The sequence below is a fragment of the Paenisporosarcina sp. HGH0030 genome (assembly GCF_000411295.1).
Lineage (GTDB): Bacteria > Bacillota > Bacilli > Bacillales_A > Planococcaceae > Paenisporosarcina.
The window spans coordinates 1,485,845-1,499,213 of record NZ_KE150421.1 but is presented as its reverse complement, the minus strand read 5'-3'; the positions used below and the strand labels follow the sequence as shown (position 1 = coordinate 1,499,213).

The 13,369-nt window shown below is 39.6% G+C and carries 12 protein-coding genes; 7 read left to right on the top strand and 5 right to left on the bottom strand.

Annotated features, from left to right (window positions below):
- Positions 1 to 204 precede the first annotated feature (204 nt).
- The 4 genes from HMPREF1210_RS07465 to HMPREF1210_RS07450 form a co-directional block, all read right to left on the bottom strand.
- Positions 205 to 1,143 carry a helix-turn-helix domain-containing GNAT family N-acetyltransferase gene (locus HMPREF1210_RS07465; RefSeq protein WP_016428035.1) on the bottom strand — a complete coding sequence of 313 codons (939 nt, stop codon included), beginning with the start codon at positions 1,141 to 1,143 and terminating at the stop codon, positions 205 to 207.
- A 336-nt stretch (positions 1,144 to 1,479) separates the two neighbouring features.
- A complete protein-coding gene (locus tag HMPREF1210_RS07460) occupies positions 1,480 to 2,808 on the bottom strand; it encodes a CoA-disulfide reductase (protein ID WP_016428034.1) in 1,329 nt (442 codons plus the stop codon).
- Between the two features lie 18 nt (positions 2,809 to 2,826).
- On the bottom strand, positions 2,827 to 3,681 hold the full coding sequence (locus tag HMPREF1210_RS07455; RefSeq protein WP_016428033.1) for a DegV family protein: 855 nt from the start codon (positions 3,679 to 3,681) through the stop codon (positions 2,827 to 2,829).
- Positions 3,682 to 3,706: 25 nt separating this feature from the next.
- Positions 3,707 to 4,513, bottom strand: a complete 807-nt coding sequence (locus HMPREF1210_RS07450; RefSeq protein ID WP_016428032.1) for a Cof-type HAD-IIB family hydrolase — start codon at positions 4,511 to 4,513, stop codon at positions 3,707 to 3,709.
- A 137-nt stretch (positions 4,514 to 4,650) separates the two neighbouring features.
- On the opposite strand from HMPREF1210_RS07450, the gene HMPREF1210_RS07445 reads away from it, so the two are divergent.
- The 3 genes from HMPREF1210_RS07445 (at position 4,651) to HMPREF1210_RS07435 (ending at position 8,263) form a co-directional block, all read left to right on the top strand.
- Entirely contained in the window at positions 4,651 to 5,424 is a 774-nt protein-coding gene (locus HMPREF1210_RS07445; protein WP_016428031.1) for a prolyl oligopeptidase family serine peptidase, read from the top strand.
- Positions 5,425 to 5,474: 50 nt separating this feature from the next.
- The gene (locus tag HMPREF1210_RS07440) at positions 5,475 to 5,783 is read left to right on the top strand and encodes a metal-sulfur cluster assembly factor (protein ID WP_016428030.1); all 309 of its coding nucleotides are present in this window, start codon (positions 5,475 to 5,477) and stop codon (positions 5,781 to 5,783) included.
- A 368-nt stretch (positions 5,784 to 6,151) separates the two neighbouring features.
- Positions 6,152 to 8,263 carry an ATP-dependent Clp protease ATP-binding subunit gene (locus HMPREF1210_RS07435; protein WP_016428029.1) on the top strand — a complete coding sequence of 704 codons (2,112 nt, stop codon included), beginning with the start codon at positions 6,152 to 6,154 and terminating at the stop codon, positions 8,261 to 8,263.
- Positions 8,264 to 8,320: 57 nt separating this feature from the next.
- On the opposite strand, the gene HMPREF1210_RS07430 is transcribed toward HMPREF1210_RS07435, so the two are convergent.
- Positions 8,321 to 8,509, bottom strand: coding sequence for a YjzD family protein (locus tag HMPREF1210_RS07430; protein ID WP_016428028.1), 189 nt, complete (start codon positions 8,507 to 8,509; stop codon positions 8,321 to 8,323).
- A gap of 190 nt (positions 8,510 to 8,699) precedes the next feature.
- Here HMPREF1210_RS07430 and HMPREF1210_RS07425 point away from each other — a divergent pair, with 190 nt between their 5' ends.
- The 4 genes from HMPREF1210_RS07425 to HMPREF1210_RS07410 all read left to right on the top strand — a co-directional run bounded on the left by HMPREF1210_RS07425 (position 8,700) and on the right by HMPREF1210_RS07410 (position 13,362).
- Positions 8,700 to 9,635 carry a beta-ketoacyl-ACP synthase III gene (locus HMPREF1210_RS07425; RefSeq protein WP_016428027.1) on the top strand — a complete coding sequence of 312 codons (936 nt, stop codon included), beginning with the start codon at positions 8,700 to 8,702 and terminating at the stop codon, positions 9,633 to 9,635.
- Positions 9,636 to 9,743: 108 nt separating this feature from the next.
- Entirely contained in the window at positions 9,744 to 10,985 is a 1,242-nt protein-coding gene (gene fabF, locus HMPREF1210_RS07420) for a beta-ketoacyl-ACP synthase II (protein WP_016428026.1), read from the top strand.
- 444 nt (positions 10,986 to 11,429) lie between these two features.
- Positions 11,430 to 12,449, top strand: coding sequence for an ABC transporter ATP-binding protein (locus HMPREF1210_RS07415; RefSeq protein WP_016428025.1), 1,020 nt, complete (start codon positions 11,430 to 11,432; stop codon positions 12,447 to 12,449).
- Entirely contained in the window at positions 12,436 to 13,362 is a 927-nt protein-coding gene (locus HMPREF1210_RS07410) for an ABC transporter ATP-binding protein (RefSeq protein ID WP_016428024.1), read from the top strand. Before HMPREF1210_RS07415 ends, HMPREF1210_RS07410 begins: the two co-directional genes overlap by 14 nt.
- Positions 13,363 to 13,369: the final 7 nt, after the last annotated feature.

Below are 13,369 nucleotides of genomic sequence, written 5' to 3'. Positions count from 1 at the left end.
ATTGGAATAACCGGCTTAATTTTTAGTGAGTCCTCGCTTTACCAAGTGAAAGTTTTTTCTATTCTTTTACTTATGTTCAATGGTTCTAAAAGAACATACTTATGTATAAACAGAAAGCATAACATCCCCATCATCTTATAATACTTCCAAAGAGGATAAGCTTTTCCCATCGGTAATGAATCCAACAAGATTGATTTTTCGTTTTTATTTTGATTGGTTTACATCGGAAAAGTCAAGATCCCATCGTTCTTCTATTAATTGCTCTCCAGTCCATTCTTCATTTGGTTTTTCTTCGGTCAGCCTAAAATTATACTTTTTGTAAAGATATCGAGCGGTCTCGAGCGTGCTTACCGTCCATAAGAACACATGCTGATAATTTTGTGCCTGGCAGAAATTAAGAGCATGCTCCATTAGTTTTTTTCCTAAGCCCATTCCTTGAAAGTTTTCATCTAAAACAAACCATCTAAGCTGTGCTACGTTTTCACTCGACTTAGTAATTGCAATCGAACCAACGATATCACCATTCACTTCAGCAACCCATAACTCTCCACCATCCGTATCGATCATAAATTCAGTTAAACCTTTCATGACGTAATATTCAAAGATTCGTCCGAATTTATATGTCTTTGCATATAACCTTCCATGTAGGTGGGCGACATATCCAATATCTCCGGGTTGAAATGGATGAATGGAGACAACCAGTGAGGAATCATTTTCATTTGAATAAATCGATTCGATTGATTCCATATATTGGATTAGCTCTGACAGATGTTTCTTTGATAAATTTTGAATCATTTTATCTACTCCGTTATTTGCATTTTCAACCAAGTCATTGAAAATTTCTTTGCCATATTGTGTTAGAAAGAGGGAATATTGACGTTTATCCTCGGTTGACTGTTTTTTAATGATAATATTTTCGTCCTCAAATCGCTGTACAATTCGGCTCATATAACCTCGGTCTATTCCAAGTTTTTCTCTGACTTCAGTCGCAGTACAACCATTTCTATAATTGATTTCAGTTATAATCCGCGCCTCTGTTAATGGAAAAGTTTGATTATATATTTCTTGATCGATTTTGCCTAAAACATTTGCATAAAACCTGTTGAATTTTCGGATTTTTTCTACATAATGAATTGTTTCCATAAAAACCCCTCCTTAATATTCAGAAATTTTAAATTAAAAAGAGTATAATATATATAGTTGACTCAGTCAACTATGTGATAATTTTTCAAAAGAATTACCCCCACATAGCAATATTCCTCGAAAAACAAAAATCGCTTGAGACAACTTACAGTCCCAAGCGATTTTTTCAATTTCATTAAGAATGGATTCTACTGAAATATTAATTCTTTGAATGTTCGCAATGTCTAGCTCTAAGCACCTAGCTCGCACCTAAGCTTCAGAACCTCATACGGTTACTTGACGCAAAGGGAACCTTTCCAGCGCCGGCGTCGAGCTAAAGTGACGCTTTTCGCTTTTCTAATTAGCACGATAACCGACCATATTCACGGGATCTTTTGGTGATGAATAGGGAGGGGCATAGGCCAGTTCCAAAGCTTGTAAATCGTCCATTGTGAGACCGGCAAAAATGGCAGTGGAGAGTACATCAATTCGTTTATCGATTCCTTTACCACCAACTGCTTGTGCACCCAATACTTTACGGGTTACAGAATCATAATGAACTTTCAAGAATATGTTTGCATGGTCCGGATAATAGCCAGCATTGGATTTAGATTTTTGAATAATCGTTTCAAACTTCATCGGGCTATCTTTCAGTGCTCGTTCGTTTAATCCAGTTAATGCCACATCAAGTGAAAAGACTTTGCAAATCGTTGTACCAAGTAATCCTTTGAAAGGGATCTTTTCCCCGGTTATATGTTTCGCGACAATAAATGCCTGACGGTGAGCTGGCCATGCTAGCGGAACACGTTTGGCGTCGCCAGTGATGAAATCTTTATTTTCTGCAGCATCTCCGATTGCATATATATAAGCATCATTCGTCTGCAAATATTCGTTTGTGACAATCCCTCGCGTTTCGCCAATCGTTAAACCAGCGTCTTCAGCCAATTTCGTATTGGGCGATACACCGATGCTCATAAGAATGAAATCGGCTTGGATCGTTTCGCCAGAATCGAGAACCAGATTAGAACCCTTTACATTGGTAATAAAATCTTCCTTATATATGCGCACACCATGATCACTTAGCTCTTTTTCCACAAGGGCAGAGCAGTCAACGTCCATGATGTTCATCACTTGAGGGGATTTTTCGACAATTGATACGTTCAAACCAATGTCAACAAGATTTTCTGCCATTTCCACACCGATAAATCCAGCACCCACAATTACACAGCTTTTAGGTTTCTCAGTGGATATATATCCATTGATTTTTTTCATATCACTGAAGTTACGCAACGTGAACATGATCGCGCTTTCCAGACCGGTTGTTTCAGGCACAATCGGTGTACCACCTGGAGAGAGGATAAGAAAATCGTAAGTTTCTTTAAAGGATTGCTGGGACTCGAGATTCAAGACTTCTACCGTCTTAAGCTGGCGATCAATTTTTGTCACACGATGTTTCAGAAAAACATTGATTTTCCGCTCGTTTTTAAACTCTTCAGGAGTTGCCGCAATCAAACGATTGTGCTCTGAAATTTTCCCTCCGATGACATACGGCATTCCGCACGCACCATACGACATCGTATCATCCTGATCGAACACAACAATCTCTGCGTTTTTGTCATAAAAACGAATTTGGGAAGCGACAGTCGCTCCTCCTGCAACAGCTCCAACGATGACGATTTTCTTCATGTTCACTCGCTCCGTTTCTTATGGCTGTATCTGATTTGAAAAGAACAAAGCTAATGCACCAGGACCAGTATGTGCACCTATCGCAGATCCGATAATATGAATTTCTACATGTTTTGGATGGAATGTTTCTTCAACCATTGCCTTCATTTCCATTGCAAATGCTTCATCGTCAGCATGACTGATTGCAATAGTTTGTTCATGTAAACGCTCACCGCGTTCTTCCATGAGTTCAATGATCCGTTTCATTACTTTTTTGCGTCCTCTTAATTTTTCAATCGGTACAAGCTTGCCGTTTTCCACGTGAAGAAGAGGTTTGATGTTTAATAATCCTCCAATAATAGCACTGGTCTTGGACACGCGTCCGCCTCGAGCCATATAATCTAAATCTTCAACTGTAAACAAATGTTCCATATGTAGTGCTTTAAAACGGATTATTTCGACAATACGTTCCATAGGTTCTCCAGATTTCATCAATCGGACGGCTTCCTTTATAAGCAAGCCATAACCAAGTGAAGCACATCGCGAATCAACGATTGTTAATTTAAGATCAGGATAGTCTTCCTTTACCTGTTCCCGAATCATAACTGCGGTATTATGTGTTCCTGAAAGTTCTGAAGAAAAGGCAATATACAAGCCTTCTTCTCCGGACTTCGCAAGTTCTTCAAAAAACGACAAAAATTGTTCTGGTGAAGCTTGTGAAGTTTTTGGTTGTTTACCTTGACGAATTTCCGCGTAAACTTGTGTCGAATCGATTGTCATGACATCCAAGTATTCGGCATCATCAATATGTACACGTAATGGAATCAACGTGACCGGATTTGTTTCATAAAAAGATTTCGGTAAATCGCAAGCACTGTCTGCAAATATTCTCATTTGTATCCTCCTGAATCAACTATTTCTATAATTTTAAACGTTCTTGTAAGAAATCCGCAATCCCATCGTCATTATTTGAAGTTGTTACTTCATTTGCAATGTTTTTGAGTTTCGCAATGGCATTGCCCATAGCAACGCCGGTTCCAGCATATTCAATCATCTCTAAATCATTGTCTTCGTCACCAAATGCAATAATGCGTTCCTTTGGAATATTCAAGTGTTTCGATACATGCGAAATACCTACAGCTTTATTTAGGCCGCTGCGTACAATTTCAATTACATGCCATGGCGCGCCCCATCTTCTGTGATCAATCACTTCTGCATGTACATCATGTAAGTGTTGACGGATGGCAGGAACTTCATGTTCTTCTGCATGAATAAGCAAACTGGTAGGGTCGGTCTTTAAATAATTTCGTATATCACCTGTTGTTACTTGTGGTTTTCCGAAGCTAAAAATGTCGAGCAGTTTCTCATCATGATAGTGCAAGTAAACATCATCCATAACTTCGGCAATAATGTTATGAAATTTATAATCATGAATGGCATCAATCACTTCGTTTACGACTTTCAAATTAATGGGTTCATGAATCGGATTCCATGTATGGTCAGTGGGATGATGGACAAAGGCACCATTAAAATTGACAATGGGTGTTTGCATTTTTAACTGGTGGTAGTAAACTTCACTGGCACGATAAGGTCGTCCAGTCGCGATCATTATTTCATGACCTTTTTCTTTTGCTTTAAATAACGTATGTAAAGTCTTTTCAGAAATGACTTTTTCATCTGTTAATAATGTTCCATCAAGATCCAAAACGATTAAATGAGGTTGCATGTTAAATGACTCCTTTCCTATTAGAGTAAAGTGTATCGTCATGGACATCCATTAGTCAAAAAAATCCAACTTCATTTTTGAAGTTTTTGATTTGTTTTGCTACGATAACAAGTATTAGATACAAAGGAAGTGGAAAAGTGAACGTTGAAAATGAGCGGTGGGGACATATTCCACTATTGCATGTATACAAAGAATCCCTAAGGGAACAACAGGTACCAGTCGTGATTTTTCTTCATGGCTTCACAAGTGCTAAAGAACACAACTTACATTATGCCTACCAATTGGCCGAGAAAGGCTTTCGAGTGTTACTGCCTGATGCCCATTTGCATGGAGAGAGACAAGAAAATCTTGATGAAATTCAATTGTCACTGCGTTTCTGGGAAATAATTTTAACTTCTATTGAAGAAGTAGCTATATTAAGGGAACTATTAATTGAACGAAACTTAATAATGGACCATACAAAATTAGGACTAGCTGGGACATCAATGGGAGGCATTGAAACATTAGGGTGCCTGAATGTTTATCCGTGGATAGACACGGCTGCCGTGATGATGGGTTCTCCTGGATATGTCCATTTGGCGAAGGCACAAATGGCTCAGTATGAAGCACGTGGCTTTAAATTACCGATTACTGACGTGGAGCGTATGCAGATGTTTGATACGTTAAGAAAATTCGATCTTACTTTAAACCCGAGTGCATTGAATGGCCGGCCAGTATTTTTCTGGCATGGGGTTCAAGATAATGTGGTTCCTTATGAACCTACCTTTAACTTTTTTAATGCGTTGAAAAAATCATATGTGCATGATCCTGAACGTTTCCAATTTATGACGGATAAATCGGCGGGTCATGCCGTTTCAAGAAAAGGGATGCTGGAATCAACCAGCTTCATTGCACACTATTTGTCTCAGTAAGCTGCATTTGTTATGATGAATATATACGTTAGTTAGAGAGGGGTATGAACATGGATCAAGATATGCGCGACAGCATGATGGGTGCACTCGAAAATGTTATTGACCCAGAACTTGGTATTGATATTGTAAACCTTGGACTTGTTTATGATGTGGATTTATCAGAAGATGGATTTGCAGTTGTGACTATGACATTAACTTCACTTGGTTGCCCGATGGGCCCAATGATTGTTGATCAAGTAAAAACTGCATTATACGAATTACCGGAAGTTAAAGAAGTCGATGTCAATATTGTGTGGACTCCAGGCTGGTCAAAAGACAATATGTCCCGCTACGCAAAAATGGCACTCGGTGTCAGATAAAATATTCCATTCATCCACTCACAGTTAAGTGAGTGGATTTTTTATGCCATTAATATAGAAAGCTGTGAATATTGAATTGAAAACAAGAGAGTACATTTGCGCCTAGCAAGCAGCAAGAGCGTGAAGTATCAGACCCTCTAGTATGTAGTTTTTATACTTTTTGGCTTATGCGGGTCAGCGCAAATGTACGATAAACCACTCATAGCATTTTATTTTCAAATGAATGCTTCCCCAACTAAACAACGAAATTCACCAAACAAACATTATGCACCACAAAAATCCCATGCACATTTCTTTACAATATTCCTCCTAGCATCCTATAATAAAATCAATTAGTCAAAAAAGGTCAAACAAGGAGTGGCGTGAATATGCAACAGCAACAAGAACAGAAAAGACCACTAGAACTGTATGGTCGCAATTTAGTAGAACAGGCTCGTAATGGAAAAATGGATCCCGTTATTGGGCGAGATCAGGAAATCAGACACGTCATTCGTATTCTTTCCAGAAAAACTAAAAACAATCCGGTGCTGATAGGGGAACCGGGTGTTGGTAAAACAGCGATAGTTGAGGGATTGGCACAGCGAATCGTACGGAAGGATGTTCCTGAAGGATTGAAGGAACGTGATATTTATGAACTGGATATGGGTTCATTGATTGCAGGTGCTAAATACCGCGGTGAGTTTGAAGAACGATTAAAAGCGGTGTTAAAAGAAGTTAAAGATAGTGAAGGACGCATTATTCTTTTCATTGATGAGATTCACACCATTGTCGGTGCTGGAAAAACAGAAGGTGCGATGGATGCGGGCAATATGCTTAAACCTATGTTGGCACGTGGAGAATTGCATTGTATCGGAGCAACAACGCTTGATGAGTACCGTATGTATATCGAAAAGGACCCTGCACTGGAGCGACGTTTCCAACAAGTTTTGGTACGGGAACCTTCTGTTGAAGATACCGTGTCGATTTTACGTGGATTAAAAGAACGTTTTGAATTGCATCATGCTGTACGGATACATGACCGGGCGATTGTTGCAGCAGCACAATTGTCTGACCGTTATTTAACGGAACGATTTTTGCCGGATAAAGCAATTGATTTAGTGGATGAAGCATGTGCGATGATCCGAACAGAAATTGATTCCATGCCTCAGGAACTGGATGAAGTGACAAGAAGAATGATGCAATTGGAAATAGAAGAACAAGCATTGATGAAGGAAAAAGATCAGGCAAGTCAACAACGTTTATCTAAACTACGACAGGAACTCGATGAATTGAAAACGTCCACCGAGTCTATGCGTAATCAATGGTCCAAAGAGAAAGAATCCCTTCAGTACATTCAAAAGAAACGTGAGTTAATGGATGGTTACCGACGAGATCTGGAACTGGCGGAAAATAGCTATGACTTAAATAAAGCAGCCGAGCTTCGTCATGGCAAAATACCAACGCTCGAAAAAGAAATCGCTGAACTTGAGTCTGCGCTTGAATCAACTTCTGAAAATCGTTTATTGCGCGAAGAAGTGACTTCGGAGGAAATTGCTTCTATCGTTTCTCGTTGGACAGGAATACCCGTGATGAAATTAGTTGAAGGAGAAAGAGATAAGCTTCTTAGATTGAAGGAAACATTACAGGAACGTGTAGTGGGGCAGGATCAGGCTGTCCAATTTGTAACGGAAGCCGTTTGGCGTGCACGTGCGGGTATTAAAGATCCTACAAAACCAATTGGTTCATTTTTATTCCTGGGGCCAACCGGTGTAGGAAAAACAGAGCTTGCCAAGGCATTAGCTGCCAATTTATTTGATTCCGAAGATCATTTCATCCGCATTGATATGTCCGAATATATGGAGAAACACAGCGTATCACGTCTTGTAGGAGCTCCTCCAGGATATATCGGCTATGAAGAAGGTGGGCAACTGACAGAAATGGTAAGACGTAATCCATATTCGGTCGTTTTGCTCGATGAAATAGAAAAAGCACATCCTGATGTCGCTAATATCTTACTCCAGCTTTTGGATGATGGAAGGATTACGGACAGTCAGGGGCGGGTCGTCAACTTCGCAAATACTGTAGTGATTCTGACTTCAAATATTGGATCACAATATTTGTTGGAGGATAGCGACCAAGCGGAATCTTTGGTGATGACTGCACTTCGAACACATTTTAAACCAGAATTATTGAACCGAATGGATGAAATTGTTTTGTTCCATTCATTAAAAGGTTCTCACTTCACGTCAATTACGGAGAAGTATTTGGCGCAATTAGCAAATCGGTTGAAAGAGCAGGAAATCACAATTACTTTCACCCAGCCATTGATTGATTGGGTGGTTAGTGAGGGAACGGATGCAGCGTTTGGGGCACGCCCATTGCGTCGCTTTATTCAGCGACACGTTGAAACAGCTGTAGCAAAAGTTCTCCTTGGTGGGAACTTAACTCCCGGAAGCAATGTTGAAGTATCCCTTGAAAATGGAGAAGTTATAATCAATTAATAAAAAACGGTATCTCTGAAGTGGAAGCTTCGGAGATACCGTTTTTGTTTTGTTGAATTAGTGGTGCTCGTGTGTTGCTGGCTCATTAGGAATAATTGCAGAAATCAAGAAGATAAGTGCTGCAAACCCAAGTGAGATGATAGCACCCAAGTTAAAGTCGAATGGCACTGCTGCCACTGAACTTACTACATAGTTCAGCATTGTAACAAGTAGAAATGACCAAATTAATGTAATGACAAATTTCATGTTGTTTCACCTCTGGACAGACTATTTACTTCTACCATCATAGCATATGAGCCGAATGTGACAAAGAATCTTTTATAGAACCTTCTCTAAGTTTGGCAAATTCGTGACGATGAGTTGAAATTTCATGCTTAATTCGTTATTATTATTACCAGGTACTAATAGAAGATAATAATTGAAATGAGGGTGTCATATGAGTGTGGGGATTATCGGCTTAGGAAGATATGTGCCAGAACGTGTTGTTACAAACTTTGATTTGGAAAAACAAATGGATACTACCGATGAATGGATTCGTACTCGTACTGGTATAGAAGAGAGAAGATATGCGGACGATGATGTTAATACTTCAGATATGGCTTTCGAAGCAGCTAAACAAGCGATAGAAGAGTCAGGGATCGAAGCTCATCAAATTGGCTTGATTTTGGTTGCTACGGTTACGCCTGATATGCCTTTTCCAACTGTTGCGACGATGATTCAGGAGAAACTCGGTGCAAAGAATGCAGCGGCAATGGACATTTCGGCGGCATGTGCAGGTTTTATGTACGGAGTGATTACAGCCAAACAATTTGTTGAGACGGGTGTCTATCCGTATGTTCTAGTTGTGGGCGTTGAAAAACTATCAAAAATTACGAACTTTGAAGACCGCAATACCGCTGTCTTATTTGGAGACGGTGCCGGAGCGGCCATCATTGGTCAGGTTTCGGAAGGCAGAGGTATTCTATCATTTGAACTTGGTGCAGACGGCTCCGGAGGAAAACACTTATTCCAAAACGGTCCCTTCCTTGAAATGAATGGTCGGGAAGTATATAAATTTGCTGTCCGTCAAATGGGGGAATCAGCTGAAAATGTCATTGTCAAAGCTGGACTGACAAAAGATGAAGTCGATTTCTTGGTGCCTCATCAAGCGAATATTCGAATTATGGAAGCTTCAAGACAGCGATTAGAATTACCTGTAGAGAAAATGTCCAAAACAATTAATCAATACGGTAATACATCTGCTGCATCTATACCAATCTCATTAAAAGAAGATATTTTAGCGGGTAGAGTGAAAGACGATGATGTAGTGGTTCTTGTTGGATTTGGCGGCGGTTTAACATGGGGGGCCATTTGCTTAAAATGGGGAAGATAGAGTTATTTTGATGGAGTGTCAGTTGGGTTACGATTGTCACCCAGTCAAGTAATGCAATGTTAAACAGTTAATATAAAAATCAATTTTCACATGAAGGGAGAAAAAATCATGACAAAACGTCGTGTTGTAATAACGGGAGTAGGAGCGGTTTCACCGCTTGGAAATGATATTGAAACAACTTGGGCGGGGATTAAAGAAGGCAGATCGGGCATTGGACCAATGACTCGCGTCAACCCGGACGATTTTCCTGCAAAAGTTGCAGCAGAGGTTAAAGACTTTGATATCGAAACATATATCGAGCGTAAAGAAGCAAGAAAAATGGACCGCTTTACACATTTTGCACTGGCAGCATCCATTATGGCGATGAAAGATGCAAATTTGGAATTAACACCTGAACTGGGTCTTCGCACAGGCGTATGGATTGGGTCTGGAATTGGTGGAATGGAAACATATGAAGCACAGTTCCGTACATTTCTAGACAGAGGCTATCGTCGAGTAAGTCCGTTTTTCGTCCCGATGATGATTCCGGACATGGCAGCGGGTCAAGTATCGATTCATTTCGGTGCAAAAGCAATGAATTCTTGTACCGTGACAGCTTGTGCATCAGGCACTAACTCAATCGGTGATGCATTTAAAGTGATTCAACGTGGAGAGGCTGATGTAATGATTTCTGGTGGAGCAGAAGCACCGATAACAAATATGTCAGTTGCAGGTTTCTGTTCGAATACTGCTCTTACTCTTAACCAAGATTCTAAGACCGCTTCACGTCCATTTGATGCAAACCGTGATGGATTTGTAATTGGAGAAGGCTCGGGTATTGTTATTTTGGAAGAGTATGAACACGCCATTGCACGTGGTGCGAAAATTTATGCAGAAATTATCGGCTACGGTTCAACTGGTGATGCACATCATATCACAGCACCAGCTCCTGAGGGTGAAGGCGCTGCCCGTGCAATGCAACAAGCACTTACGGATGCTGGAATCTCTCCTTCTGATGTCGACTATATCAATGCACATGGTACGAGTACACCTTACAACGACCAATTTGAAACAATGGCAGTTAAATCAGTATTTGGTGAACATGCTTACAAACTTGCTATGAGTTCAACAAAATCAATGACAGGACATTTGCTTGGAGCAGCTGGCGGAATTGAAGCGATATTTACTTCGCTTGCAATACATGATAGTATTTTGCCTCCAACGATGAACTTGGAAAATCCTGATCCGATTTGTGATCTTGATTATGTGGCAAACGCCTCACGTGAAAAAGAAATCGAGTATGCAATGAGTAATTCACTTGGTTTTGGTGGACATAACGCGTCACTTTTATTCAAAAAAGTTCGTAATTAAACAGTTAAAGTCTCAGTAGCATGTAAGTGCTATTGAGACTTTTTTTGTTAGTTTTATCCATTAGATAATGTCGGACGATGTCGAAATATTAGGGAGACGAAAACAATTTCAATGGTTACTTAGTAGAAAAACTTTATATGCATATCAAATGAACGAATTAAATATTATTTACTGCAATATATTAAAATTCTCAATAAAAAGGCTATAGATATCAATTCAACTAAAATTATAACTATATTAAAATAACTAAATTTAATAATAATGATTATTTAATTTACGTGTCATTCATACTTTAAACACAGTATGAGTAAATTTAATATAAAAATAATTGTTGTAACATTTGGAAAGATATTGTATATTTTTAAAAAGTGTTCGACTTTTCTGATAAAACGAACTAATACATACTATTCAGCTAAGATAAACCAACATGTGGGAGGCGTTAATTTGAGTAATCCTGTGTTAAATATTCGCAATCTTTCAACATCTTTTAAGATTAAAGAGCAGTATTATGCAGCGGTTGATGATGTCACGTTGACTGTAAATGAAAACGAAGTACTAGCGATTGTTGGTGAGTCGGGATGTGGGAAAAGCGCATTAGCTCTTTCCATTATGGGGCTTCACACAAAAAAGCGAACAAAATTAGATGGTGAAGTTAATTATAATAATCAAAACTTATTGCGTTTAAACGATGCGAATTTGAACAAAATCCGCGGGAATGATATTGGTATGATTTTTCAAGATCCTTTGACAGCTCTGAATCCATTAGTGCGCATCGGGAAACAAATTGAAGAGTCCATGAAGTATCATACGAAACTTCCAGGGAGTCAGCGTAAAAAAAAGGCGCATGAGTTACTTGGGAAAGTGGGCATTCCAAACGTAGAACGCGTTTATACACAATATCCTCATGAATTATCAGGTGGAATGAGACAACGTGTTGTCATAGCGATTGCACTTGCTTGCGAGCCGAAGCTATTGATAGCGGATGAACCAACAACCGCATTAGATGTAACAATTCAGGCACAAATTATGGATTTGATGAAAACACTACAGGAAGATACAAAGGCCGGCATTATCCTAATTACACATGACTTGGGAGTCGTAGCCGAAATGGCAGACCGAGTAGCAGTTATGTATGCGGGTCAAATTGTTGAAGTGGCAGCTGTGGATACAATCCTGTCGAATCCGCTTCATCCATACACACGCTCTTTATTGAATTCAATCCCAAGTAATTTTTCAAACAAAGGTCGTTTGCACGTAATTGATGGGGTTGTCCCATCGATTCAAAATCTGAAGAGAACTGGTTGTCGTTTTGCTCCTCGAATCGAATGGATTGGTGAGGAAGAACATCAAGAGAATCCCGTTTTGGAAGAAGTAGAACCGAATCACTGGGTGCGTTGCTCATGCTATCGTAATTTCTACTTCCCAGAAGGGAAAACAGGAGAAAAACACTATGTCCTTACTTAAAGTGAACGATTTAAAAATACATTATCCAATTCGCGGTGGGGTTTTTAAAACCGTAAAAGATCATGTTCGTGCAGTCGACGGTGTCAGTTTTGAGCTTCAAGCAGGTGAAACATACGGTCTTGTAGGTGAATCTGGTTGTGGGAAAACGACTACCGGACGAACAATCATTGGATTGAATAAAGCCACTTCGGGTGAAATTTTATTTGATGGAACAGATTTGACTAAGCTGTCAAAAAGTGATCGCCGCAAATATACGAAAGACATTCAAATGATTTTCCAGGATCCTTATTCATCACTGAATTCAAGGAAGCGTGTACTTGATATTGTTGCAGAACCGATTCGTAACTTCGAACGGTTATCACCAGATGAAGAGCGCAAACGCGTACAGTTTGTCATTGAACGAGTGGGGTTGAACCCAGAAGCTATTTATAAATATCCGCATGAGTTTTCAGGTGGACAGCGTCAACGTATAGGGATTGCCAGAGCTTTAATGTTAAATCCGAAATTAATTATTGCAGATGAACCGGTGTCGGCATTGGATGTTTCGGTACAAGCTCAGGTTTTGAACTTCATGCAGGACATCCAAAAAGAATTTAACCTTACGTACTTATTCATCAGTCACGATCTTGGCATTATTCGTCATATGTGCGATCGAATGGGAATTATGTATCGCGGTCAATTTGTTGAAGAAGGGACAAGCGAAGAAATTTACAACAATCCACAACATATCTATACAAAACGTTTGATTGCGGCTATTCCAGAAATGGAAACAGGACATCGCAAAGAAAAGACGTTGATCCGCCAACAAATTGCGGCAGAGTACAGACAAACTAGAGATCAATTTTTCGATCAAGATGGTCGTTCTTACGGTTTAAAGAAAATTACAGACACGCACTCAGTTGCGATGCAATAGGAGGACA